At 41.6% G+C, this 26976-nt stretch carries 16 protein-coding genes; 3 read left to right on the forward strand and 13 right to left on the reverse strand.

Features of this window, described 5'->3' with window-relative positions; genetic code table 11:
- Positions 1–94: 94 nt before the first annotated feature.
- From JMY09_RS03160 to JMY09_RS03185, 6 genes are all read right to left on the reverse strand, one after another.
- Positions 95–2461, reverse strand: coding sequence for a hypothetical protein (locus tag JMY09_RS03160; RefSeq protein WP_201622133.1), 2367 nt, complete (start codon positions 2459–2461; stop codon positions 95–97).
- Positions 2461–3732, reverse strand: a complete 1272-nt coding sequence (locus JMY09_RS03165) for a VWA domain-containing protein (protein WP_227677130.1) — start codon at positions 3730–3732, stop codon at positions 2461–2463. Before JMY09_RS03165 ends, JMY09_RS03160 begins: the two co-directional genes overlap by 1 nt.
- The gene (locus JMY09_RS03170; RefSeq protein ID WP_201622134.1) at positions 3729–6608 is read right to left on the reverse strand and encodes a DUF5682 family protein; all 2880 of its coding nucleotides are present in this window, start codon (positions 6606–6608) and stop codon (positions 3729–3731) included. Before JMY09_RS03170 ends, JMY09_RS03165 begins: the two co-directional genes overlap by 4 nt.
- 81 nt (positions 6609–6689) lie before the next feature.
- Positions 6690–7865 carry an AAA family ATPase gene (locus JMY09_RS03175; protein ID WP_201622135.1) on the reverse strand — a complete coding sequence of 392 codons (1176 nt, stop codon included), beginning with the start codon at positions 7863–7865 and terminating at the stop codon, positions 6690–6692.
- 66 nt (positions 7866–7931) lie between these two features.
- Positions 7932–11765: a DUF4132 domain-containing protein gene (locus JMY09_RS03180; protein WP_201622136.1), complete on the reverse strand. Its 3834-nt coding sequence runs from the start codon at positions 11763–11765 to the stop codon at positions 7932–7934.
- 274 nt (positions 11766–12039) lie between these two features.
- Positions 12040–13368 (reverse strand): ATP-binding cassette domain-containing protein, encoded by a 1329-nt coding sequence (locus JMY09_RS03185; protein WP_201622137.1) that lies wholly within the window; start codon positions 13366–13368, stop codon positions 12040–12042.
- Between the two features lie 562 nt (positions 13369–13930).
- On the opposite strand from JMY09_RS03185, the gene JMY09_RS03190 reads away from it, so the two are divergent.
- The 3 genes from JMY09_RS03190 (at position 13931) to JMY09_RS14665 (ending at position 15612) form a co-directional block, all read left to right on the forward strand.
- Complete coding sequence (locus JMY09_RS03190; RefSeq protein WP_201622138.1) at positions 13931–14884, forward strand: NAD(P)-dependent oxidoreductase; 954 nt, start codon at positions 13931–13933, stop codon at positions 14882–14884.
- 362 nt (positions 14885–15246) lie between these two features.
- Positions 15247–15399 carry an oxamate carbamoyltransferase subunit AllG family protein gene (locus JMY09_RS14660; RefSeq protein WP_201622139.1) on the forward strand — a complete coding sequence of 51 codons (153 nt, stop codon included), beginning with the start codon at positions 15247–15249 and terminating at the stop codon, positions 15397–15399.
- Positions 15400–15471: 72 nt separating this feature from the next.
- Positions 15472–15612 (forward strand): hypothetical protein, encoded by a 141-nt coding sequence (locus JMY09_RS14665; RefSeq protein WP_201622140.1) that lies wholly within the window; start codon positions 15472–15474, stop codon positions 15610–15612.
- Between the two features lie 249 nt (positions 15613–15861).
- Here the strand turns inward: JMY09_RS14665 and arcC are convergent, their stop codons facing one another.
- The 7 genes from arcC to JMY09_RS03235 all read right to left on the reverse strand — a co-directional run bounded on the left by arcC (position 15862) and on the right by JMY09_RS03235 (position 26860).
- Entirely contained in the window at positions 15862–16803 is a 942-nt protein-coding gene (gene arcC, locus JMY09_RS03205; protein WP_201622141.1) for a carbamate kinase, read from the reverse strand.
- A gap of 927 nt (positions 16804–17730) precedes the next feature.
- Positions 17731–19413 carry an NAD-dependent malic enzyme gene (locus tag JMY09_RS03210; protein WP_201622142.1) on the reverse strand — a complete coding sequence of 561 codons (1683 nt, stop codon included), beginning with the start codon at positions 19411–19413 and terminating at the stop codon, positions 17731–17733.
- A 952-nt stretch (positions 19414–20365) separates the two neighbouring features.
- A complete protein-coding gene (locus tag JMY09_RS03215) occupies positions 20366–20749 on the reverse strand; it encodes a DUF1971 domain-containing protein (RefSeq protein ID WP_201622143.1) in 384 nt (127 codons plus the stop codon).
- Positions 20750–20930: 181 nt separating this feature from the next.
- Entirely contained in the window at positions 20931–21410 is a 480-nt protein-coding gene (locus JMY09_RS03220) for a hemerythrin domain-containing protein (protein ID WP_201622144.1), read from the reverse strand.
- A 679-nt stretch (positions 21411–22089) separates the two neighbouring features.
- On the reverse strand, positions 22090–23793 hold the full coding sequence (locus tag JMY09_RS03225; protein WP_201622145.1) for a class I adenylate-forming enzyme family protein: 1704 nt from the start codon (positions 23791–23793) through the stop codon (positions 22090–22092).
- A gap of 204 nt (positions 23794–23997) precedes the next feature.
- The gene (locus JMY09_RS03230; protein WP_201622146.1) at positions 23998–25239 is read right to left on the reverse strand and encodes a thiolase family protein; all 1242 of its coding nucleotides are present in this window, start codon (positions 25237–25239) and stop codon (positions 23998–24000) included.
- A gap of 58 nt (positions 25240–25297) precedes the next feature.
- Entirely contained in the window at positions 25298–26860 is a 1563-nt protein-coding gene (locus tag JMY09_RS03235; protein ID WP_201622147.1) for a class I adenylate-forming enzyme family protein, read from the reverse strand.
- Positions 26861–26976 lie beyond the last annotated feature (116 nt).

Genomic DNA, 26976 nt, shown 5'->3' on the forward strand with positions numbered 1-26976 from the left:
AACAAACAACAGTAACCGCTAATTTGATTTTATATAAGGTCATATATTTCGTTCACTAATTGAAGATTATGGGTTCAAAGCTTAATGAAATCTATCAGCTAAAACTTAGCGGCAGCTCTGCTTCTAATAACAGCAATATTTTGCACAGATAAGTCAGTTGCAAGATGTCATTTGCCTCTACTCTACGTTTATAAAAACATTCAATATTAGCAGCTAGTAGGCTCAGTCCTGCATCTTGCGCTAATCTATGCTGCTGGCGAAGCTGCTTGATTTGCATTTCGGTAGGCTGCAATCGTCCACTTGCTGACAAGCTGTCTAATACGCTTAGAATTGGCTCACAAATAAGCTGACTCAAGGTCAAAACCTTAGTACTCTCAACTTCCACTAAGCGTCTTTTCTTACTCATAAGCTTGCTGATTTGCCCAGTTAGCAACGCTTTCAAAGTATTTTTCTTGGTAGGGACTCGACTATAGTCTAAATGAAACAAATGGTCTGAGAGGATCAAAGAGATTGGAGTGAGTTCAATGGTATTTTCAATCATACTGACTTGAGCGACGATCATTTGAATCAGATAGCTATCGATGCGCTCAAGCTTATCAACAGTATCGATACTCTGCTGCTCATTAGCGTTCCAATTAACTCGTAGGCGAACTTGGTTATTATTTTGATCGGCTAACGGCCACCAAACGCATTGTTCAATTTCATCAACTTGCAAACTGCCTATCTTAGCGGGATTTAACACTACGATCTCATTGACGGTGCCATTATCCATCAATTGTTGTAGCCAGCGTTGTTGTAGATGCTGCCAATCGTCAACGGCCAATTTTTTTACGCTATTAAGATAGCCGGCAAAATCATCATTTAACGAAGAGTGGTCTCGCACTTTGCTCCCGGTGACTGCAAGCCCACCATGGTCATTGAATCTGGGGTTAGCTAAGGTGCTGAACTGGTTCATCAGGTTTTGAGCCGTGCTAAGCCAAACGGCGTTATACCAAGCTGTTTGTTTGTTAAAATTTAAATCCTGTGCTTGCGCTCGAGCTTGGGTAAACTCGATAATCTGGTCTTCATTGGGCTCATAAAAATACAAGGTTAAACCGCGTGCTTTAGCTTGACTCAACCACCAGCGTGCGCCTAACGGCAGCAAACTCAAATCAGCTCGGTTGTCATCGGTGTCATAAGTATGACGTAATTTACCTCGTAACTTTGGTAGCTGTGTCGCATCGCTATGCTGCAATTGGTACAAATAAGCACTCAGCTCTGCCAGACTAACCAATAGCTGACGCTCGTCAATATGATTATCACCTTTGATAAAGTCATGCATCTGACCACTCAGCTGGCGTAGCTGCATAGCCAGACGTGGTAGGTGCTGACTACGAGCCAGTGTATTAGCAAGATGCATGCGATTAGCGGAAAAATGCTCTAGTTGCGACAAGCCTTGATACAATATTTGCTCGACGTCAAAAGCAATATCATCTAACACTATCTTCGTTAGCGCTGACAAGGTATCTAAACTCACACTAGCTGTACTGCTGGTGTTGGATAATTGTTCAGCTAACCACTGACGTATCTTGGCTATGCCCTCTTCTGAGCCATATAGCCTTTGTACAGCTATCAGTGCCAGCCAATGATAACTGTCTACATCACGCTCAATTTTGGATAGCATCCCTGCGAATCCAGCGCCCAAGATATAGCGTATTTCTTCATTTTGATGGGGCAAATGGATACGTAGACTTTGGGTCTCATCAATCACATTGGCTTGCAACTTGTCACTATTATTAGCAGAATCGCTAGAGTCAACTTTATCAAAGTTCTCTAAATAATGAGCAGCCATTAGCATGGCTTTAAGACGTTTGGCTTTGGGAATAGTTTTGGCAAATTTCTGTAGGTCGTCTAGACTAAAAGTAAGCACTTCAGCGACTGCTGTTTTCACGGTAGCGTTGGTAGTATTGGTAGCGTTGGTAGCGTTGGTAGCGTTGGTAGTATTGGTAGCGTTGGTAGTATTGGTAGCGTTGCTAGTATTGGTAGTATTTTTAGAACTATTAGCTTTGTTTAAACTGTCATCATTGACCTTGGGGACTTTATTCTCACTATCGATTTTCTGTTTAACCGTCTTGTTAGATTCGATGCTACTGGTTGCTTGGTGACTCTCTATGTCAGTGTCCTGTCCTTTAGCAGATTCGGCTAACGATTGCAGATACAATACTGACGCCAGAATATGTTTGCAGGCGCTGACTGATGAGCAATTACAACTGGCATTCGTCAAACCACTGCTCGGCAAGATAACCGTTTGCCCATCACTGTCTAGAATGATTTGCTCGGCACTGTTGATAGAATCATCACCTGCAATCAGCTCAATTTTATTAGCTGCCACGTCTTTTTGGGCACGGCGTAATAACCCAGCATTGGCGTAGGTGGTTAAGGCGCTGTCATCATAGGCGAGATAAATACTGGCAACGCTCATCAATTTATCACCTCAGCTATCCATTCAGCAAAATGTTCAGGCGTAAGCGCTGCGATTTGCATGCCTTGCTCAGAGAGTTTCTGTGCCATTTGAATATCATAGACACTATTAGCGCTTTCATCTAAAGCGCCAAGACCAATCAGCTTTACTTTTTGCCCATGCATTCTAGCCACTGAGCTCAGCAAATGCGGTACAGAGCCGCCTTCTTCAAAGTCACTAATCAAGGCAAAGATCGTACGAGTAGGTTCTGTTATTAAAGTTTCGGCATATTGCACCGCTTTGGCAATGTTAGTGCCACCGCCTAATTGTACCGTCAATAACACCTCTACCGAATCATGTGCCATATACGATAAATCAACCACATTAGTATCGAACACCAATAGTTTGACTGTTACTGCTGGCAAACTCGTCAAAATACTGGCACAAATAGCGCTGTACATCACCGAGCTGAGCATAGACGCACTCTGGTCAACACACAGTACGACCGTCCAAGGCAAATGCCGCTGCACCCGCGCATTAAATACAGGTTCGCGGATAATAATTTTATTCAGGTCTTGGTTATAGTGTTTAAGATTAGTGGCTATAGTGCGTCGCCAGTCGAAGTTCTGGCTATTGGCGATAAAGGAGCGGCGAAATCGATTGCGTCTACCCTGAATAGCATTGACAAAATCAGGTCTGAGCTTAGCGACGATATCATCTACTACTCTTTGAATAATACGGCGAACATTGTCTCTAGTATCTTCACTCAAACGACCCCGCAAACTAAGCAAAGTTTTGGCGAGTTGCGGCGTGGGCTCTAACTGCTCCAACACTTGATCGTTTTTAAGTAAACTGGTTAATTGATAGCGTTCAAATGCATGGTTTTGTACCCGCTCAAAAGTGCTCTTTGGAAACAAATCTTGTGCTTGATTGAGCCAATTAATCGCGGTTAATTGCGAATCGTCGAGCGAACCGCCTTGTCCACTAAGGCGGCTACCCGTTTGACCACGCCGCTTACCCAACATATCGCCGCGATTGTCATATTCTCGATTGTATAAATAATCGAGACTGCGCTCCAAACGCATTTGCTCGTTATTTAACGCCACATCCGACAAGGCTTTATCACTATAACGCCCTAAAATAAGACGCCAACGTGCGAGTCTATCGCTGTTACTGTTACTATCGTCGGTAATGTCGGTTGCAGCAGTAGACTTAGCGTTTTGTGCGTTATTACCTGATGGCGTTGGCAAATCAGCAGATAAGTCAGTGGGTAAGTTAAAATCATTCATCATTGGCCACTCCAGCCTATCAGTCCACGTTCAGTCAATAGTTGCTGCAACTGCTGGTTCAGTGCCAGACCCTTTAGCATGTCGCTTTCACTAATCTGACCTTGAAACTGTGTCACCTCAGTGCTGGAAACCCCATGTAAGGTAGCGACTTGCTGCGCCAGCTCATTGGTCTGCATAGGCTTGAGTGCCGTAAACGCCAAGCGCAAATCTGGTAGCAGCGCAATAAAAGTTGCCTTATCCCACTGCGAAACCAGACGATCCAGCATTTGCGTCATCGCTTGGTGATGCAAAAACAGAGTTGGTACGGCTTCCATCATTCCTGATAAATAAGCCACTGCTTGCTCGGCATGAGCACCAACGCCAAAATGCAGCTGCAATTGATCGGAGAGCTGACTCTCATTACTGATATTATCGATAAATGATAGGGCATGCACGGCTCCGAGCAATAAATCAATATCCTGCCAGTCGGGCAATAATCTGTTCAAGGTTATATGATATTGGCTGAGCAGATCGCTATCATTTTGAAAGTCTTGAACAGCATCGAAACTTATATTGTCAGTTGGAACTATATTGTTAGTTGGCTGAAGATGAGCAGCGATAGCAACCCTGTTTGTAGTAGCACGCAAGATAGGATTTATTTGTTTTAATAAATTTCGCAAACTCAAGATCTGAGTTAAAATCTCTCGGACTTGATCGTCATTGGGCGTTTGTAGTTGCGACAATAAAAAAAGACTAGTTACTGGAATTTGAGCAATAAGATCGATTAACTGTTGATCGTCTTGTAGTTGTAAAAAGCGTTTACCCGTCCACAAATACATTAGATGTTGGCCACAAGCCAGCACCGAAGCCAAATCTGGATCATGCGGCAAAATATCTTTTACTTCTTTCAATAAATTATCAATTTGTTCTGTCAAACCCATCATCGATGCTTGAATCAATAGGCCAATAAGTTGAGCTGAGGACTGACTTTGAGCTTGCTCATCGAACTGTTCACGCTGTTTTAATAAGCGCTGGATAGCCAACTGATAAATATCCGAGCCTTCTTCGGACAGCTCTATCAAACGCGCTTCTATTTGCGGTGTCCAAGCGTAAGTCCACTCTTCAAACAGCAAGTGCAGTTGCCCACCGTGTAAGAAATCAGGACCGCTCAAACGTCTAGCGAATCCGACGTCCAAAAACGCTAGCAGGTGCAGCAAGCAACTACGCTGACGATGGTTAGCATCTCGTAAAACGTCGAGCTTGGCGGTTTTGCTTAAGGTATCATCGAGCTTAAAACGATTTGATTTGATTAAATCATAGACTTGCGCTAATAACGGCGGTGTACTTCCAGTACTAATCACTTGTCCGAGTTGCGAACCACCTAGCTGTTGCTGCAGCAATCGGTGGAAGCTTTGCGTGCCGTTGTCATTACTACCCTTCAAAAAACTACTATAGCAAGCGTCCATTAAATCGAAGCGCCCAGTCAAACGATGTCCCCGTAACTCAGCCAAACGGATGGCTTGCTCGCTGGCGGTTTTGACGGTAATAAAATTGCTGAGACTAATTTTCTCACTACGCAATTGCTGAGAAAAATCGCTGAGGAAATCAATGACTAGGCGGTGACGGGCTTGGCTTTCACTTTGTTTATTTTCCTCGCGGTAACTAAGTTCAGGGCTGTTACTAGGCTCAGGGCTGTTACTAGGCTCAGGGCTGTTACTAGGCTCAGGGCTGTTACTAGGCTCAGGGCTGTTATCGAATGCCAGTCTTTGTTGCCAACACTTTTGATAAAAAGCTGGCGATGGCATACCTGATGCATAGCCATTTAACGCATCCAACCTATCAAAACTATAGCGAATCAACCATGACTCATCAGGGGTAGTATTGATGGCGGAAGCAGGAAAATTAATTTCGGTGTTGACCTTATTTTTGACCGTTTTTACAGCTTGTTTATTCGGTTGTTCGATCAGCTGTTGATATAATAATTCAATTAAAGCTAAGGTATGAAAACCGCCAGTCACCACCACTATTTCAGGTTTTTTCGCTATAGAGTTGGTTTTAGAGTTAGTTTTAGAGTTGGTTTTAGAGTTAGAGCCTTCAGCACGATGAAAGTGATAGCGAGCCACAATACATTTGACCATGTGCTGTTCACGTACTAATGCGCTTTCTGACTCTAGCACATCCTGCTCATAATCCAAACGTGACATGGCGCACCAGATTAACACTTTATAAAAGAATGTCTGCCACGCTCGTAATTCAAGCGTGGTATCTAGCTCAAACAGATGTTCCCAGACTTCATCATGGTCTCGGCAATGCAACTTATCTGCCAGTGCTTTTATGTACTGACTGTGCGCAAGATAGCGCTCTTGCTGTAAACTCTGTGTCTGCCATGTTTGCTCGGAATTTACTCGTTCACGATGCTCAACTTGGTGTGACCATGGCAAATCAATACATTCAATATGTGGCGGTTTAGCTAAAGAGTTGGTACTTTTAAAACGCAGCGCTACCCATTCAGGTGAATAGTCACAAAAAGGAAAATAGGCAGAATAAATTCGCTTGCGCCCCTTTTTCTGCTTACTGTCTTTATCGTCCTCAGAACTGATGTCATTGCTGGTTTTGGACCCTTGCTCACTATCGTTGACAATAGTACTCGCTTGCGTTTGGCAAAGAACAGCTAAAGGCGGCCTGTTATCGGGGTGTTGTAGATCGAGCAATAAATCATTAAAGCTAGCCGGCGCTTCGATAAGAATATCAGCAGGTTGTAGCTGGCTAAGTGCCTGTCCGGTAGCAAAAGCGCAGGCGGGACTGTGATGACGCACGGGCAATAAAGTAATGCCCAACTCATTGAGCGCTTTTAGCTGAGCTAGAGCAGTAATAAGACGTGCTGGTAACCGATTTTCCATAATTAAAAACACGCCTTGTTGTAAAGTTGGATTTTAATTAACAAGATTGATTAAATTATTTTCAACACCGCTTGTTAACCATTACTGCCAAAAGCGTTTACCTTCTTCATAAAAGGCTTTCCATGTTTTATCTTTTTTTGCGCGCTCTTTTGCGACGTTGTCCATATAAAAACGAATGCGCTTGATATCATCGGGATTATCCTTGAGCACGACACCGATAATCTGCTTGGCGACCGCATTCGCTGACAATGATTTGTCGCCCAAATAATAACCTTCTAACGCCGAAGCATAGGCCACATTGAACGCTTCTGCTGATGACATGACCGCATCAGGGGTTTTGATATTAGTACCTGATTGGGTTTGACCTTGACGCAGCTCTTGAAAGACCGTGACCAATAGATCAACGACATCCTCATTGATCGTAATCTCACTGCTGATACCAGCGCCAAGATCGCCAAGCTCAGTGCGTAACTGTTTGAGTATTAACGACTTCTCAAAGGCAGGATCACTAATAGGATGTACTGTCTCAAAGTTAAAGCGACGTTTTAATGCTGATGACATTTCGTGCACGCCTTTATCTCGTAAGTTGGCGGTGGCAATAATATTAAAGCCTGCCTGCGCAAATAATCGACCCGCATCACCAAATTCAGGAATCATCATGGTTTTCTCAGACATCATCGATACGAGTACATCCTGAATCTCTGGCGGACAGCGAGTAATCTCCTCAAGCCTGACTATCTTGCCCTGCTCCATAGCTTGATAGAGCGGTGATGGCACTAGTGATTTAGTATTAGCACCTTCTGCGAGTAATAGTGCATAATTCCAAGAGTACTTCAGATGATCCTCAGTAGTGCCCGCCGACCCTTGCACCATAAGACCAGAATCACCTGATATCGCCGCGCTCAATAGCTCAGATAGCATGGATTTGGCGGTACCTGGCTCCCCTACTAGCATTAATCCTTGCTTACCTAATAAAGTCACAATGCAGCGATCGGCTAAAGCATCGTCCCCATAAAACTTACGGCTAATATCCAAAGCATCGTCACCTAAGATAAATTTACGTACCGCTTTTGGGGAGCGTATCCAACCTATGGGTTTAAGGTTATTTTCAGCGGCATCATACTGAATCAATCGTGCCAACTCGTCAGCATAACGGTGTTCAGCGGATTGTTTGAGAATATTCTTACCCTGGTTACTGTTGTTCTCAGTATTATTCTCAGTATTATTCTCAGTATTGCTGTCAGTAGCAGTGCTCATTGTTTATCCTTAATCAAAAAGCGGTCGTCTATTATTTATAACAAGAACTAGTCATTTCATCCAATGCTACCAAGGTGTTTTCATTTCCCAATCCGCATCGAAACCGCCAGTAGCATCAGCGACGGTTTTGTACTCGGCATAGCTTTCAGCCAATAGGATAGGATTGACATCCGTTAAGGCAACATAGTCGGTATTCCATGAATAAGATTGCTTGGTTTCAAAGCATAGCTCATACAGCACAGCTGGGATGTTTTCTTCAGGCACGTAGCTACCACTAAATACGATGACTGCTGATAAACCCAAGCTGTCATAATTTTTATAATAGCGATCGAATGAGCCGCCATCTTCGATACTGGCGCGCTTATAACCCATTTTGGTTAGCAGTCCACGCAGCGTAAAAGTATCGGTCAAATAGCCCTTGAATTCGTCGATTTGATCTTGCTCTTTTTTAAATACTGGTAGTGCGTGATCAAATTGAGTAAATTTACCAAATAGCGACTTAACCTCATAATCTTTGAGGTGCTCACGCCACTGCTCGCCCTCCTCAGCAGTGAGTAACACGCCATGCGCCAGCTTAATATAACTGTCAGCTTGCAAGCTGATTTCATCATCGTTAAAGTCTAATAAACTGCCATCGTCACTCGGACGGAAGGATACTATTTGCTTGCCGTCTCTATCAACTTCTATCCATATCAACTGAGTAATCAGGCGCTTCATAATAGGATGGGCGTATAGATATTCCTGCCAGTCGCTACTCGTCCAAAGCCGCTCGCTACACATGGCTTCATATAAGCGTGTGGTCTGAGAGTCAACGACTTGTTTGAACTCTTTTTTACTATTACTAAATAAGGTTTTGGCTTCTTTGATAATAGCGGCATCATCGTTCTGTCTGGCTGCTGGTAATGATTTGATGACTTTGCCCGCTTCGTTTTTTAATACAAACTTGTCTTTGTCATCGACATAGGCACTTAGCGTACGCGTGTCATAATCGATGATTAAAATGCCATTTTCATCGAGCCCAGCGGTAGGAATGGTGCGATCTGCTAGCTCATCGGCAGTCCAGTTATTACGCTCAGCTATCGTACCCACTAACTGCTTGGCCAAGTCTTGAATGGAGCTGGTGCGATAGCGGCGTGATAGTCCCAGTAATAGCTGAATAATCAACGGATCATCACTCATAGCAAACACGGTAAGCATCGCAGTGATTTGAGAGGTGCGCCGATAATGATTTTTCATATAGTCCTGCAAGATACTGACCGTCTTGCTGCCTTCTGCTCTATAAGTAAGCGCCAGCATTCCTTTGCTTTTGATGGCTGACCCTAAGTAAATAGCCAGCTGTTCTTTCTTAATCTCTTCAATCACTTCATGCAGAGTCACATTGGCGTATTTAGCATACCAGCCGTCAGGATCATCTTTACCATAGCGCTTATAGTAATCTTGATATTGGGCAAGACGCGCAGGCGCTTCAGCGTTAGCAATGTCCATCGCTTGCGCAAGGGTTGGATTAAGAGTGTCTTCAGCGATAAAGCTCTGTAATAAAAATAACGACAAGTTGCGTTGGCTCTTGGCATCAAGTAATCCTAAATAGCGTTGCAATAGACCATTGGGTGCCGGGTCTTTGAGTTTTTCGGCTAACACTACCCACCATTGAATAATTTTGGGATTGACGGTTTTGCCATCTTGCCATTGCACTGCTGGCAAACTATCCAATTTAAACCACTCAAAGCTTTTTAATACCTTTGCCTTTAGTCCCTGTTCGGCATCTTTTAATAAGGCGGTCGGCGACAGATATTTACTGATGTCTTCACCCATGCTCTCAAGCGCCGTCAATATACTGGCGATGACGATCTCTTTTTTCTCTTTTTTGAGCAAATCATACAATGCTTTTAAGACTTCAGCTTTGTGAGCATCAGTCCGGTCATTAAGACGTGCCAGCCACTCAACGGCCGTCACTCTTATCGCTTGCTTACCATTGGCCAAAGCTTCGATAGCACGCTCATGAATATTAGGCAGCTTAGATAGCAGCTCTTGCGCATCATGCCGTAAACTTTTATTTTCACCTAAGGCTAGCTCTAAAATTTTAGGAATAAATTGTTTAGGAATTTGCGCAAAAGCAGCTAGTATCTCGATAGCTTTGCTAGGCTCTAAACCTCGCCAATGTCCTGCAATAGAACTAGGAAGCAGTCCTAAAGCCTCTGATAAATAATCAATATTTTCCATAAAGAAAGGGACGATCTGCTCAGGTTTATTGATGTATTTAGGTAGAAGAGGCGACCAAACATATTCTAGATACTCTATAGCAATGCTACGATTTGGATGTTCGATTTGGCAATCTTTGAGTACTTGCGCATACTGGCGTAGCTCTATAGTGGCTAAATTCTCAGGTTTGATGTAATTCTCTAGCTGATAACTCCTGACTGAATCGCCACTTTTTGCTAGACGGATGGCGTGATGCAAACCAAATTCTGGTAGGTTTTTTAATCGATTCTTATAAGCGCACAACTCAATCATATTACTATTATCAAGACTGCTTATTTTACCTTTGCCATTGAGGGCATCGATTAGGTGGTGACCATACTGCTCAGGTTTTAGCTTTTTCCACTCACGATAGTTTTTTTGTGACCACGTATATTTATAATCAGAGGTTTTATTTTGCTCAGCTTCTTGCTCGGCAGCGAGCTGTTTTTTCTCCAATAGCTCTGCATAATTTTGCGCTAGTATTTCCACACTACTATATGGGAGATCTTGGCTAACTATGGCCGCAAAATCGCTCACTACATACTCCACTTCCGCTAATTGGGCGACACTATCTAATCGACTGAGCGCCGACTCTAGCGCTTGAATCACCGATTTCTGCTTTTCATTAGCTAAAGCTTGCTCTAGTATTTTGCGACTCTCAGCGCTATTATCACCACCATCAACGTCTTGCTGCGCGCCCTGTCGGGCGATAATATCAGCGATTTCTCGACGTTGTTTGCTGCTACCATTGGTTAACAACTCAATCAGATAAGGCTTTATTTCTGCTTGCTCAAACAGATTGATTTTGGCCAGTGCCAACTCGCGCACTGTTTTGCTAGTGCTAGTAGCTAAGGTGGCGACTAGATAGGGGGATTGCTTGATAAAATCAGGATGATACTTGGCAAAGCTGTCTATAAACTGCTCTTGCCCTTTGGCTGATAAGGCAGGAATTAGCTCATCTAACAATGCTTTGTGCTGTTGCAACAGCTCTATAGTGTCTGCAAACTGATAAAGTAAATGTAGGCTATCACTGTAATAACTGTCTACCTCTTTACGCTCAAAGATTTGTGAAAGTAATAAACGATAGGCATCGCTATCCTCCTTATTTTGATCATCGGCTTTTAAGACAGCCAGCAGATGGGCATGCGACCAATTATTCCGATGTTTGATGTCACTGTTGTTGTTTCTCTCAAGTGAGGTACTTAGTCCATCAGCGATGAGATAAGTGAACCATTCTGGGCTTAGTGGAGATAGCACTTTATAATTTTTGAGTTGGGTGACTGCAGCCAAAAACTTACTATAACGGATAATTTGCTCAGGGCTTAGGGCTTTGAAAATTCGTTGATAGAACTTATCTCTAATTTTAACGCTATTAGCGACTTGCTTATCTTCTTTATCTGTCGGGCGATAACTCCCCCAATAATAGCCGACAGTTCCTGGGAAATTCATTAATACCCCAGCTTTGTCATCGCTGCGGTTTTGTAATTCTAATAATATATTGGGATCGTCAGCACTAACAATATAGCTGAGAATACGTTGAAGATAGCTCTCATCCACGTTTGCTAAAGGTGCAAGAATGGCGGTGAGTTGCTCTACAGCCAGTTTATCCTCCTTGCTAGCTAAGTTAGTCATAGATTTTATTTTTTCAAAAAAGCCTTTCATAAGTATTCCTTTGCTTATGTTTGTTAATTCTATATTAATAAGATTATAAGTATGATTAACGCATTTGAATACTATATTGTTAACTTAATAGCCCATATAAATGAATGGCGGCCTTATAGGTTTAGAAGGCTGCTGAATGAAAAGTAGACCTAGGACTATTGCTGATTAATCAGATAGCTGTCAATCCTATTGGCTTGCCTAGTGAAGAACTGAATGAGAGTTTGAATTTTTAGCTGTATGCTACTGATAGTAAATAGATTAAAATATTTTTAGCTCAATGCCTAACTTCTATAACAAGCTTTTTTTGGGCAAGCTCATCAAGATATTGATCTATGATCTGGGTATTGTGTCTATCCAAATGTGCATCCCATTCATCAAGCATTACAATATTACTTTGATCATCCATTCTAATTTCTTGAATTTGTTTGATCAGTTGTTGTCCTGTTGAACCCTGATGCTGTTGGTCTGTTTTGTAATTAAAATACAAATTGTGCTTAGCGGGTAGATAGTAAGTCTGTTCTTGGTAGCAGTCTTTAAGCTTGAGCAGCATACAAGATTTACCAACGCCATTATTACCAACCAACGTTATCCTACCCTGCTTGGGAAGCTGTGTTGAATCAAAAACTTCCCCAGTTTGCTTCACCCTTATTTGGTCTGCCTGAATATAGCTATCTAAATTAACAGTAACAGGTCTTAATATTTGCAAAATACCCTCTAGCATAGTTTTAAGAACGCCAATACTAGTGTGATAGCCAACCAACGCATAGCACATTTGCAACAGTTGAATTTGTCTTGGCAGCGTTGCAATTAATACCGCCATCGTCGCAGCATCGTGCCAGTTGTTATTAAAGATAAATCCCGTGACCACAAATACCGGCAGCATAAGTATGATCATACCAACGCTTGAATTGATATGCTGGATTGAGGTGGATTTAACGCTGTTATGCTTAGCTGTTGCGAAGCTCTTTTGAACTATATGGTTATACAACGTGTAATTATGCTTGTTAGAAATAACGACATTATCCCAACTATCAAAAAGCTTAGCAGTCAAGTTTAGCCGAGACTGTTGGTCTGTTTTTGCGGCCATTTTTAGAGCATGGCGTCTAAGATGTACAAACACAGAAGCGAAAATAATTCCTACTGCATAACCAAGCAATAAGCTACCATCCAAAAACCAAGCAATGACTAACACGTTAAATAAGACATTAAGCACCAAAGCTGAAATGTCAAAAACACTATCGATAACTGTCTCAAGGGTGTACTTGCTTTCTTGGGCGAGAGTTGTCGTTGCCGTACTCTGCAACTCGTTGCTGGATAACAAATAGCTCTTGCCTAAAAATACAGTATGAAAGGCGTCGTTATAAAGCTTATGAGCATCGTATTTAGCACGCTCCGTATTGGTGACACAAAAGTAGGCAGGCACATAAACTGCTAGCAAAGAAACCGCAAATAGCACCATATAGAAAATCGAGATGGTGTCTTGAGTTAAACTTTGTGCAAGGCGCGCAATAAAGTACGTTGATGAAGCAACGATGATTTGCTGGATCAGCAAAAATAGCAGTGCAACCTGCAAATGCTTATTTAGTATGAGTTTATAAAGCACAATTTATTAACATCCTCTAAGATCGAAACCCAATAATGCAGCAAGTAATGGCCTGTTACTACTCAAGAACTATAAAAGGATACCAAAATAATAGATAGTAGGATAATCAGATTACTGACCCCTACTTTCAAATTCGTAACAAATAACCAGAAGAACCCAATCAAAAAGCTTGGAAATAAACCCCCATCTGCTCTGGCGTTTTATAACCTAAATCCTTTTGCCTTTAATTCAAATATCAGTTCGACTGTTAGTTAAACTGTAAGTACAACTCTTGTATTACATCGCCGCAAAATTAAGCGCTCCCATCCTAGTACCACTCACTATATTTAAGACTGTCCATGATTTATAGAGGCTGAAATATCGGTTGATCTTAGGCTTTAAAGCGGGTTGCCTTATTTAGTTGTATGACCTAGACTCTACTAGCCATGACTTTTAGTAAAGGTATTACTATTAAGGATGGTTATATCAATAAAATTTAAAAATATTTGAATAATTAGGTAGTTAGATAAAAATCGCCCAGTATTATTAAGGGTAATCATAATAAATTAAGGAAGAATAAAAAATGAAAATAGTAATCTTAGAATCTCTAGGAATTAGTGATGCAGAGTTAAATATAATAACAAAACCTTTAACCGATAGTAGTCATGAGTTAGTTGTGTATGACGACGGAAAATTAGATGATGAGACTATCAAGGTAAGAATTAAAGATGCAGAGATTTTAGTACTAGCTAATACGCCACTGAGTAGCGATGTGATCGATGCTGCCGAAAAACTAACTTATATCTCAATCGCTTTCACTGGTTATAATCATATCGATTTAGCAAAATGTAAAGAAAAAGGCATTAAAGTCTCAAATGCTGCAGGTTACAGCACAAACTCTGTAGCAGAGCTCACTTTTGGCCTAATAACCGCTCTATTACGTAATATTGTACCTTTAGATGCAGTCACTAGAGAGGGCGGTACAAAGACTGGCTACAAACAGACTGATTTAAACGGTAAAACTTTGGGCATATTAGGGACTGGCGATATCGGTAGCGCAGTAGCTAAATTAGGTTTGGCTTACGGCTGCCGAGTCATTGCTTACAACAGAAGCGTAAATGCAGAACTGATAGACAAAGGGGTAGAATACAAGGCATTAGATGATGTGTTAAAAACCAGTGATATTGTCACCCTTCATATCCCCCTAACCAATGACACCAAAAGCTTGATTGATACAGACAAGCTGGCATTGATGAAAACCAGTGCATTGTTAATCAACACTGCCGTTGGGCCGATCGTTGATAATGCTGCATTAGCAGCAGCACTACACGCTGGCACAATCGCTGGTGCTGGCTTAGATAGAGTAGATATGGAGCCACCAGTTCCCACAGACTATCCTATCCTAAACGCTCCGAATACGGTTCTTGTCCCGCATATCGGCTATGCAACAGAGGAAGCTATGATCAGAAGAGCCAGAATTACCTTTAACAATATTATCAAATGGGAAAACGGCCAACAAGAAAACATAGTGCTTTAAAACAGCTCAAAACAAACCTATCGTCACGGTAGGTTTGTTTTATTGAGTATAATAAACAGAGGTTATAGGAAGGAAGTTTTTCACATAAAATAAGCGCATCATTGAATAATAAATAGCCTGCTAAGCTAGCCATAAAGCTATTAACGCACTACCCCGCCTATCTCAACATCACGTAATGTCACGCAATATCACGTAATGTTAGCCAATATCATCAACTATACATGCGCATACCACTATCTATCATCGCTTTTTTTATCTAAAGCTTTAATATTATTAGTAATAAAGCCATCTGCAATCCGTTTAGCTATAACTATTTTTATGCAACTCGTAGTATAGGCTTTTTTATAACGGGTACTAAGGGTATGCACGCCGCTCATGGTGTAGAGAACAGCACTATCGTCACTACTATGTGCCGCAACGGTACTGAGTTTGGTATTCGCGTCTCGCACATGGAAGGATTCCAATGGATTACCGGACCCGCTCAGCAAGTCATGGGTCCTATGTTTGCCGGCTAGCAGCCAGAAGACTCAGGTCTTGGTATTGGTGATAGTTCAATTACTGAAACTTTTGGTATTGGTGGATTCGCCATGGCGGCTGCTCTGGCAATTAGTCCTTTGGTTGGTGGTACTAAAGACGCTGGTATCGGTATGGTTGGCGCTGGTGTGGTTAACCCACCGTTTGAAGTGTTTGAAAAAGCGATTGTTAAGTTGGCAGCTTCAATGAACTAAGTAATTAATCGATGTAACTGGCTTTGACTGCATTAATAATAAACTCATCAACAGGCCTGTCTATATAAAATGCGATTTATGGCCATCACAGCTGATAGTGCTTGGTACACAGCGCTATCTGGGATCGGTTCTGCATAGCCAATGGTTGGAGGCGCTAATATACGATAGGCGCAGTATGATGTTATCTGCTCGGCAAAATGAGTACTAAAAAATAAGTACTCATCATAAAAAATAGCACAAATTAGACCGCTAAGGAGTAATTATGGTTCCAGCGTGTTCGGCTATAATAGCTTCAATTTCATTTAGCTCTCCAATCATGGCATTATTGCCTGAATGCTTTACGAACTGCTGGGCGGCCTTAACTTTTGGTAGCATACTACCAGCTCCAAACTGACCGTCGTCTATATAGCGTGTAATGTCATCACTGCTAACCCTGTTTAAGGCCGTCTCTTGAGGGGTACCAAATCCCAGCATAACGGTCGATACTGTGGTCAATATAATAAATTGGTCAGCCCCCAAAAGTTCCGCTATCAAAGCTGCTGAAGAATCTTTATCAATCACCGCTTCTATACCTTGCAAGCTATTATCAGCTTGCTTGATGACTGGTATTCCACCGCCCCCTGCGACAATGGGTATTATTCCTGCGTTTATTAAAGCTTTGATTGCATTAGTCTCAACTATTGTAACCGGTGCTGGTGAAGGCACGACACGTCGCCAGCCACGGCCAGAATCTTCATGGAAAGTATAACCTTGTCCATCAGCAGCATTTATTGCTTCATCTTTAGAGTTATAAAATGGACCTATTGGCTTATCTGGACTAAGAAACTTTGGATCATCTTTATTAACAACCATCTGGGTAGTTATAGAAACAGCCTGTTTATTAAGATTGTTTTTTTGAAACTCATTATTTAGTGCTTGTTGCAACCAATAACCAATTGAACCTTGCGTCATCGCGACACAAGTATCTAGTGGCAAAGCAGGTATCTCCTTAGAATCAATGGCGTGCTGTGCAAGTAGTATATTACCAACCTGCGGTCCATTACCGTGCACTATGATCAGCTGATGACCTTGGCTGACGATTGCAGCTAGCTTTACTGCAGTCTCGCAAGCTACTGCCTTTTGAGCAGTGGCTGATGCCTCGCCTTTAGGCTGCAATGCATTTCCACCTAATGCTACGACAATTATTGCCATCAATGCCTCCGTTTCTTTTTAATATTTAGGGTTCTTATACTTTTTACTTTACTTCCGGTCTGTGTTCAAAATTATCTATGATTATTTTCATTACTAAAAATCCGATATACAAGCTACTTTACAGGCGATGTTGTGATGTCTTATATTTTCATTGCCTTGTTAGTACTGCGATACAAATAGTGAGTTTGTGAATACAGGTCAGTATTGAAATCATCTTAATACTTACTCCATTGCTTTAATAATGCTAAAGTTTGAAATAAATAAAGTTCAAGCGTGGAGGTAATAAACCGCCCAAACTTAACCATAGCCACTCATAATTTTCATGGAGTCTATAGCTCTCAATTCGACTAGTCAACCTAGTATTTATTTAAAAAAACTGTTGATATATTGGCGGGTATAAAGAACTCATTAATAACTAGCATCCTTTAACATTAGTTGGTTAAATACTACGTTCAAGCCCTACTACAAGCCGCCTATTATCAGTAGCAAAAAAGGCTTACATACTATGTAAGCCTTTTTTTATGGGTGTTTATGGGGATTGTAAGCGGTGCAGATATATAGCGGAACTTATCCTAAAGTGACTTTAACTCGTATTGATATTAATAAGCACAGCTTTATTATAGTAGGTGACTAATTTAGTTTAGCTAATAATAGGGTGTAGTAAATATAGAGCGTTTATAACCTAACTATTAATGGTTTAAAACTATCAATGGTTCAAAACTACCAATGGTTTAAATAGTTATGATGTTATCGGATTAGTTAAGATGTTGTTCATAAAAATCTATAATAAAGAACTATAATCTTGTGGTTTCAAATCTAGAAATCATTATATTAATAACGATTTGAGTTAAAGCAAAAATAGCAATAAAAAAAAGCCAAATGCTATTTAAAAATAACATTCGGCTTTTTTATGGGTGCGCTATAAAGTTAGAAAGAAGTACGGCGATAGCTGCGATATTTAGGTAACCAGAAATTAGCTTTTAATCGACGTTCAAAATTTTCTGCCGTTATAGGCAAGGCCAATTTATCTTCGATCGCTTGTAGAGCAACGGCATAGGCTACTTTTTCACTGATCTCTCTAATGTATTTAATAGGCGGTAATATTGCACCAGGGGCTTTTTCATACTCGATTGAGATATCAGCAAGTGCTTGGCTGGCAGCCGTTAGCATATTATCGCTGATGCCGGTAGCACGCGATGCTAAAACACCTAAGCCAATACCTGGGAAGATATAGCTGTTGTTACACTGAGAAACTTCAAAAGATTGACCTTCAAAAGTGGTATTAGGGAAAGGGCTACCCGTTGCAACGATAGCTTTACCACGACTCCAGTTAGTTACTTCTTGCGGAGTAGCTTCAATACGAGACGTTGGATTTGAAAGCGGCAATACGATTGGATTTTCAGTATTAGCACATAAGGCTTCGACTATCTCTTGTGTAAATAAACCTTTTTGCCCGCTTACGCCGAACAATACTGTTACTTTTGCTTGTTTGACCACTTGCTCTAAGCCCAGTTTCTGACTCTTATCCCAACTTATGATATCTGACTCTTTTTGTACTAACGGTGCTTGGAATTTTTGCAGCTCTGTCATGCTATCAGTTAGCAAGCCGTAGCGGTCAACCATAAACACTTGTTTACGTGCCTGCTCTTCAGTTAAACCTTCACGCTGCATTTGGCGAATGATATGCTCGGCGATACCGCAACCCGCTGATCCTGCCCCTAAGAATGCTATTCTTTGCTCACTAAGTTTTTGACCTTTATTTAGACACGCTGCAATCAAGGTACCAACTGAAACCGCAGCAGTGCCTTGGATATCGTCATTGAAGCAACATAGTTGATCACGATATCTGTTCAATAACGGGGTAGCGTTTTCTTGAGCGAAATCTTCAAATTGTAATAACACTTCTGGCCAACGACGTTTAACCGCTTGAATAAACAAGTCTACAAACTCATTATACTCATCGCCAGAAATGCGTGGGTTTCTCCAACCCATATATAAAGGATCGTCGATTAACTGTTGGTTATTAGTCCCTACATCTAATAAGATTGGCAGGCAATAGGCAGGACTGATACCACCACAAGCCGTATATAGAGATAACTTACCAATTGGAATTCCCATTCCTCCAATGCCTTGGTCTCCTAAGCCTAAGATACGCTCACCGTCAGTAACCACGATCACTTTTACTTTTTGTTTAGTAGCGTTTTGCAGCATATCATCGATTTTATGGCGCTCAGGATAAGAGATAAATAAACCACGTTTACGGCGATAAATTTGAGAGAATTTTTCACAAGCTTGGCCTACCGTTGGCGTATATATCAACGGCATAACTTCCTCGATATGCTGCTCAATCAAATGATGAAATAACGTCTCATTTGTATCTTGGATATTACGCAAATAGATATGCTTATCCATATCAGTAGTAAATGAGGAAAGCTGATGGTATGCGCGTAATGACTGCTCTTCAATGGTCTCAATAGTATGAGGTAGTAAACCAGTTAAATTGAAGCTATCACGCTCTTCTGACGAAAAAGCGCTGCCTTTGTTTAACAAAGAGGTTTCTAGTAGTGCTGGCCCAGCAAAGGGAATATATAACGGACGTTTGTTTGACATAATAAAATCTTCTTAGTGAGGCTTCTAGTGATGATTAGGGTAAGGGTTTAAATATTTTTATCAATGATATAAATAATAGAAATTATTTAAATTTATATTTTTCTTTAGCGGTTTTAAAATGATTTAAACCAACAGGTTCAAGGACTGATACCAATAAAAATTTAAACTCTCTTTATTATTAGGGCGTGCTGAATACTTGCAAATAGGCACTACTGATAGCTATTTATTAAAGCTGTAATCTAGTCTGAGTAAAAAACGCAGATAATGCAGATGCACAGGCTAGCTGCTTTTATATAAACCGTTACGGCGAATAGACTAATTTCAGCATCAGCCCCTTCTTAAATGCAACTGAGGCTAGACCTGTTTTTACTGCTACTTTGCTAAAATCACCTGCTTAGACGACTAAGCTAGATACTCTTAACTTACTAATATTAATAAAGCAGCGCCTAAAAAATGATCTGTGTCAGTGCCGTGTTCGAAGGATCAAGCAGACTCTAATGATGTACTTAATTTAGGTATGATTTATTTGCTGTGCACATATACAGATCAAACTTAACCATATCATTAAGATTTTGGAATTTTTGCGTGGTCATATTGCTATTGGACTAGTTTGAGTGAAGAAAGGCTGGGCGGGTGTAAAAGCCAAGCTTTTGATTGCAAGCGACCTAATACCAATTTGTATGCCAATTGTAATTGAGCAGCAGTGTTGGCCAAATAACTTGGCTAACCTAAAGTATTATATTCTAATTTATGATGAAGGCAACTAGTAATCCCGCTAAAAATAACAACGCTTAGCAGTAGAGATTGATTCCCAGACTGCCAGCAAGTAAACACTATGAAAAAGTTGCGCTTTACCGCTTACCAAATCGTCAACATTTCAAACCAGCATAATGGGATATGCTTATAACTTTGCTGTGAGCTTATAATAGGGAAAAGCAAATTTTAATTGCTATTATTCATCAGCTTTATCAAATAGTTTCTCAATAGGTTTGCTATGAATAGTGGAGCTATTAAACATAGACTTATTGCCAGTATCGTCTTCTGTCCAAAAGTTAATATTGAACTGAGCATCCTCACTTAATACTACCCTATGCCAATATTCAGGTGGACTGACGGCAAATTGTCCGGCTTCAATCACTATGGTTTGCTCAGGTTCAGTAGCCGCTTCATCAGCAAACCCATAAAAAGTAACTGTACCTTGCATCACGCAAATTTGGCCAAACACCCCTTTAGCTGTGTTGTGATGATTTAATAAAGCTTTAGGAACTTTATCTTTAGTAAAAAAATGCGTAGAACGTTTGATTTTCCAGTGACTGGGAATGATTTGACGGGTCATGGTGACTCCTTAGTTGCTAATGTCCAGTTATTGCATTTTGGTTATTAAGGGCTAGTTATTAAGGGCTGGTTATTGAGTTAGTAGGCTTGGGTGATATTAATTAAGATGGTAGTCAATGCCTAACAGCGATCACCATTATCTGGCTACGTTGATAATACTATAACCGATTGAAAAGGTTTAATTAACGCCGCTCCTCTAAATGCTTAATATGATCTGGGCTGGCCTGATAAATAGCATCAAGCTCAGACTCAGTAAGATACTTTTCGCTAATAGGAAACAGTTCACGCTCTTCAAAACGCAGATGATCATATAGTAGCTTAGCAAGTTGTCGAACCTGAGTAACCGTAGGTAAACTTGCCTTAGTCTGTAAAGAGGCTTCAATATCCGTGGTTAATTTACCTAGTGCCTTATGCTGTGTAGTTAGCTTGTCAAGTACAGAGTCGACTTCTGATTGGGTGTTGCGATAAGGCTGTAAACCCTTGGCAATCAAATCATCTTCTATTTTAAAATGACCTTGCATCTCACCCATATAGCAGCACAGTGCTTGCCAGTGCTCAGTAATCTGCTGTGGATTGTCGGCACACTCTTTGCCGTGACGGCCCAGATTTAAACCAAGATGATGCTGACGCGATAAAGGCTGTAATTGCTTAGCACGTTTCATAAATTAACTCCTAGAAGTCTTTGCTGATATTGCAATGTCGTGATAGACATTATCTTACTATTGGCTCGATTCGGAAAATTATTCCCTATCGAACGCTCTACCTGCTATTACCACCATGAGGCAAACTGTTATATAAATGCTAATACTCTTGAACTATATATGACCCTCATCCTAGAATCGAGGGGTTGATTATCATCTAGTTATTTAGTTATTTAGCCTTCTAGATTAGTGAATATGCGCTAATACTCTTAGGTCATAGATTAGTAGACCTACCAACTTAGCCTTATTATACCCTGATAACGCTTAAACGATAAGGCGAGCAAAAACTCTTTAGTAGTGTTGATTCAGAAGCAAAACTTTATGAGCTTGAAGTATTTTTAGCGGACCCAATAGCCAGTTTTTTGGCAATCGCCAGCAAGCCCTCTATTGTTTTATAACTTTCCCCAGCAAGACTTATAATGCAGAACAGCATAGTGATCGATAGTGTTAGATTACAGTAGCGAGTAACTTTTAATAGCAGCAAAAAGGGTTGTTTACACTAAGCGCAATATAGTGTGAACAACCCTTTTACTGTTTAGCATTGCATAGTTTAGCACCGGACTGTTGAGCACTTTAGTGTTCAACGTCATAATTACTATGCGTTACTCAGTAAAGCCGTTTGATAACTTATTAACTGCTATCAGATCAGCTCATTACGCAAAGTCGTTTTAAGAACTTTGCCAATGGCGTTACGAGGAAGCGACTCTACTATCTCTAAGCGTTCAACTTGTTTAAAAACTGCTATGCCTTTTTCATCACGAAGGTAAGTATTGATAGATTGAAGATCGAGCTGTTGATCGGTTTTAACGACTACAAAAGCACAAACACGCTCACCAAGAATATCATCAGGAGCGCCCACAATCGCCACATCGGCAATGGGTGGATAAGCCATCAATAAAGTCTCAATCTCTACTGGTGAGATATTCATGCCCCCACGAATCACAATATCTTTTAGTCGGCCGAAATATTCTAAGAACTCTTTATGGTCACCGGAAATTTGGAATAAATCACCCGTTTTGAACCAACCGTCGGCATCGAAACAGCGTGATGTTGATTCAGGCGCTCTCCAGTATCCTGAGAACACTGCTGGGCCTTTAACGCGTAACTCCCCTATTTTACCGGCTTCGAGTATTTCCTCTTCAGTTTCAGGATTGACAATACGTACCTTGAATCCATCAGTCGTTAACGAGCCCTCTTGACTTTGTTTAAAAAACCTAGGGAAGTACTTAGCTCTAAGCACTGGATCGGGTATAACGCTAAAGGAGCTCATCAAAGCAGAGCCTTCATTAGAGCCAAAAAGATTGGTTATGTGTACCCCATATTGTTCCTGATATCCTGTTACCATCCATTCAGATAAAGGCGCAGAACCAGAACCAATAGTCTTTAGGCGCTCAAAGTTAACTCCCTTTAGCATCTGTTGGTTTTGTAAAAGTAAGTTCAATAAGGTTGGTGGTGCCGAAGTATTGGTAATATCTTCATCACGAATTTGTTGAATGAACAAAGACAGATCGAATGGATGATGCTGAACTAGCACCCCACCACTAAGTATCCAAGGGAAAAAGCAAGTGCCAATACCTGCCATATTGACCATAGGGAAAGGATTAAGAAAATGAGCGCCGCTCTTTACCTCGTTAGCTTCACTAATTAATCTGGCTATAGACAGCCATTCGTTATAACTTCTTGGCACCCCTTTTGGCGCTGACTCTGTTCCTGAGGTCCAACAAATGGTAAATATATCGTCAGCGGATACATTTGCGGCATCTACTGCTTTTAGCAGCGCTGCTGAGTCGTCATCAGTCAAGCTCATTAGCTCTTGTTCCACTGCTATTACTTTTGCAGAGTTGATCACTTCTCCAAGGCAGAATATCTTTTTAATAAGTGGGCTTACTTGTTGCAGGCGAATAGCTAGAGCACTATGATCATATTTGCCAATGCAAGCTGCGGTAATAATGGCCTTTGCATCAACTTGCTTGGCTATACCAGCAAGCTCATTATCACGATATAAGGTAGGAACTGGACTGACGATAATACCAAGGCGAGCGCAGGCAAGGTAGACAATCGACAAATCGACAATATTGGGCAGCTGCATTATCAACACATCATCTTTTTTTAGACCATGTCTGACCAACATAGCTGCATAACGCACAACTCGGTCTTCAGATTGCTGCCAAGTTAGACGAGTTGGCGCGCGGCCATAAATATCTAAAGTATTTGGCGCATCAACTAGGGCTAGTTTGTGAGGGTGGCTCGCTGTCTGTTTTTGAAATAGATCATTAAGCGTGATCTCTTTCCACCACCCTTTGCTTTTATAGCTCGCAATTTTTTCTTTGGGTATAACAATCATTTCTTCACATCCTTGTGTTTATTAAACTTATAACCAGCCATCCAGCTGGGTGTGTTTTTTGAAGCTTGGAAGGCCTGCAATGTCCTTTTAGCACGCTCCTGCATCATAGCACTGATAAAGCAAACAGCTGTATTGTAAAAATTACTGCCAAGGTAGCCATTTTGCTAAGCTAAGATAATGTTGTTTAGCCCTTATAATACTGCCCTACTGTCTAGCAAAGATATTAATCACTGCAGTCGCCTCTTCCACTCCATAGATACCGCCACCATTTTCTTGAATAGCAATGCGTGCGCCTTCTACTTGACGCTTGCCCGCTTCACCGCGTAATTGAGTGACCAGCTCATAGACTTGGCCAAGCCCTGTGGCGCCAATAGGATGGCCTTTTGATTCTAGACCACCTGATGGGTTAATTGGCAGACGGCCACCTACCGTAAACTCACCAGCTTCAGCCGCTCGACCTGCTTCGCCGTACGCTACCAGTTGCAAGTTTTCTGCTTGAATAATCTCACCCATCGCTGTGGCATCATGCACTTCTGCCACATTTACATCAGCAGGAGAGACACCAGCCTTTTCATAAGCTTCGGTAGCGGCTAATGCTGTCACATGGTTTTTATAATCCTCAAAACTACGATCTGAGCTAGAGCGCACTACACTACTTAATAGTTTGATGGCTCGGCTAGCATCACCCTTAAGGCGCTTTAAGCCTTCAGCATTACATAAGACTGTGGCAGCGGAACCGTCAGAGATGGGCGCGCACATAGGCAGAGTCAGAGGATAGGTAATAGGCGGAGCTGCCAATACTTCTTCTATAGTATAAGGTCGTTGATACTGGGCCAGCGGGTTATGTACGGAGTGGGTATGGTTTTTTGCACATACCGCCGCTATTTGTCTTTGCGTGGTGCCAAAGGTTTTTATATGTTGACGACTAAAAGCTGCATAGACATCCATAAACATAGAATAGGGCTTAGTAGATTGCGTACCTTCAGGACAGTCAAAACCTGCACCCATCGCTAACAAGGCTTGCTTATTATGCTCAACGCTAGTCACATCCCAAGCCGAGTCAAAGGTGGCAAACATTTTGGCCTTATCCTCATTGATCATTTTTTCAGTACCCACTGCGATAGCGATATCACACGAGCCACTTTTTATCGCCATTGCCGCTAGATGCAAGGCCGTACTAGAAGAGGCACAAGCACCCTCAATATTGAAGATAGGAATGCTTTGAAAGCCCATCGAGCGCAGAGCTACTTGACCGGGGATCATATGTTGATCTTGCATAAAACCGATAACGCAAGAAGCAAAGTAGGCTTGCTTAACTTGGGTTAATTCGGCACCGGCATCAGTCAATGCTTGCTCTATCGCTTCTTGAGTCAAATTTTTATAACTACGGTCTAAATGGCGGCCAAACTTGGTCATACCAACGCCAGCAATATAAATGTCACTCATAAGTCATTCCTTTAGACCAATTATTAGAGAGTAATGGCTTGTTGATTAATATAGATTACTAAGAGATCTTACGAGCCTCGACCCAGTATTTTTCCCGCACCTTTCTACGCAGCACTTTGCCCACCACACTAGTAGGAATGTGCTCAACAATTAAGATGGTTTTGGGTGCTTTATAGCTACCAATCAAACCTTTGACATGAGCAATGAGTTCAAGATCTGTCAAGCTAACGCTGTCTCTTAGAATAACCTCAGCATGCACCGCTTCCCCCCATTCTGGATGAGGAATACCAATCACTGCAGCGAGCAACACATCCGCATGACTATTGAGCGCCGACTCAACTTCATTGGCATAAATATTAAAGCCCCCTGAGATAATCATATCTTTTTTGCGATCGACTAGATAAACAAAGCCTTGTTTATCCATATAGCCCAAGTCACCTGACTTCCAAAAGCCATTGTGAAACTCTTCAGCAGTCAGTTCAGGGGCATTCAAGTAGCCTTGGCAGACACTGCGTGAGCGCACCCAAAGTTCTCCGGTCTCACCTTGAAGTACTTCGTTGCCGTCAGTATCAACGATAAGACATTCCACACCTGGAGTCGGTTGACCCGCAGACCCTAGACGTACTTCATCTGCTGGTGTTTTAATAATATGTTTTTGGGTGCTCATATTAAGGGCAAAACCAAAATGCTCAGTAGAGCCATAGCCTTGAATAAAGATATTGCCTAACTTTGCCTGCAACAGCTTCAGCTTACCTGGGCTCATAGGGGCAGCGCCGTAAACCACATATTTCAGGGTACTTAAATCAGAGTCAATCTCTAGCAAGCGATATAGAATAGTCGGTACTAAAAAGCTCAGCGTGGCCTTCTCACTTTCTATATTAGCGCAGTAGGCATTTAAATCCGGACTGTACTGGGTAATTGTACAGCCTCCGGAATAAAACGTCGGTAATACCAGCATGCCACTACCATGACTGATAGGCGCTATATGAATACACCTCGGCTCCTCAGCCCACATGTCTTTGTCATCAAAAGCAAAGGTGGTATCGCGGCAGCTGAACCAATTGTCCATACTGTACATAGCCGGCTTGCCCTTGCCCGTGGTGCCGCCGGTAAAGCGAATCAGTGCACAGTGCTCTCGATCGTCCAGTTCAAAATTAGGATTGTGATCAGACGCTTGAGCTACCAATTGCCAAAAGTAATGCACGCCTGCTAGCGTCTCTTCTGGCTCGTCCATAACCACGATAGTGACGCCTTGCTCTCTTAGCATCTGATAATGGGTTTTGAGTAGTGAGGTCTCTATAAAAGCAACTTTGGCTTTAGCCGCTGCCACCTGCCAAGTATGCTCTTCAAGCGAGTCTCTAAAATTGGTAAAGGCACCAGTAGCCCCGCCCTTAAAAATAGTCGGGGCGTGAATCAGAGATAAGTTGTCATTGTCTAGAATATTGATAAAGCAATCGCCGATACCTAATCCTAGATTGACCATCATATTGACGATTTGATTGGATAACAGATGAAATTCAGAAAAAGTATATCTGCGCTTGCGCTCTATATTGACTAGCGCCTCACGATCGCCATAACGCTGTGCCAGCGCTGTCATGTGATTGCTAAAGTTTATTATCATGTTTATTATCCTTAATAAGTGATAGTCCCTGTTGTTGCTTTAAGCGATCTGTCTTTAATCAACCTTTCTTTAATCAACCTTTTTTTAAATGGTGTATCTTACTCTTTACGCTATCG

The sequence above is a fragment of the Psychrobacter urativorans genome (genome assembly GCF_904846695.1).
GTDB lineage: Bacteria > Pseudomonadota > Gammaproteobacteria > Pseudomonadales > Moraxellaceae > Psychrobacter > Psychrobacter urativorans.

What these genes read in the sequence shown, in the direction of transcription:
- JMY09_RS03190 (WP_201622138.1), top strand. Translation starts at nt 13,931, where the DNA reads ATGAAAATAGTAATCTTAGAATCTCTAGGAATTAGTGATGCAGAGTTA.
- JMY09_RS03160 (WP_201622133.1), bottom strand. Translation starts at nt 2,461, where the DNA reads ATGAGCGTTGCCAGTATTTATCTCGCCTATGATGACAGCGCCTTAACC.
- JMY09_RS03215 (WP_201622143.1), bottom strand. Translation starts at nt 20,749, where the DNA reads ATGACCCGTCAAATCATTCCCAGTCACTGGAAAATCAAACGTTCTACG.
- JMY09_RS03210 (WP_201622142.1), bottom strand. Translation starts at nt 19,413, where the DNA reads ATGTCAAACAAACGTCCGTTATATATTCCCTTTGCTGGGCCAGCACTA.
- JMY09_RS03170 (WP_201622134.1), bottom strand. Translation starts at nt 6,608, where the DNA reads ATGGAAAATCGGTTACCAGCACGTCTTATTACTGCTCTAGCTCAGCTA.
- JMY09_RS14665 (WP_201622140.1), top strand. Translation starts at nt 15,472, where the DNA reads ATGGCGGCTGCTCTGGCAATTAGTCCTTTGGTTGGTGGTACTAAAGAC.
- JMY09_RS03235 (WP_201622147.1), bottom strand. Translation starts at nt 26,860, where the DNA reads ATGATAATAAACTTTAGCAATCACATGACAGCGCTGGCACAGCGTTAT.
- JMY09_RS03180 (WP_201622136.1), bottom strand. Translation starts at nt 11,765, where the DNA reads ATGAAAGGCTTTTTTGAAAAAATAAAATCTATGACTAACTTAGCTAGC.
- JMY09_RS03220 (WP_201622144.1), bottom strand. Translation starts at nt 21,410, where the DNA reads ATGAAACGTGCTAAGCAATTACAGCCTTTATCGCGTCAGCATCATCTT.
- JMY09_RS14660 (WP_201622139.1), top strand. Translation starts at nt 15,247, where the DNA reads ATGCACGCCGCTCATGGTGTAGAGAACAGCACTATCGTCACTACTATG.
- JMY09_RS03175 (WP_201622135.1), bottom strand. Translation starts at nt 7,865, where the DNA reads ATGAGCACTGCTACTGACAGCAATACTGAGAATAATACTGAGAATAAT.
- JMY09_RS03165 (WP_227677130.1), bottom strand. Translation starts at nt 3,732, where the DNA reads ATGATGAATGATTTTAACTTACCCACTGACTTATCTGCTGATTTGCCA.
- arcC (WP_201622141.1), bottom strand. Translation starts at nt 16,803, where the DNA reads ATGGCAATAATTGTCGTAGCATTAGGTGGAAATGCATTGCAGCCTAAA.
- JMY09_RS03230 (WP_201622146.1), bottom strand. Translation starts at nt 25,239, where the DNA reads ATGAGTGACATTTATATTGCTGGCGTTGGTATGACCAAGTTTGGCCGC.
- JMY09_RS03225 (WP_201622145.1), bottom strand. Translation starts at nt 23,793, where the DNA reads ATGATTGTTATACCCAAAGAAAAAATTGCGAGCTATAAAAGCAAAGGG.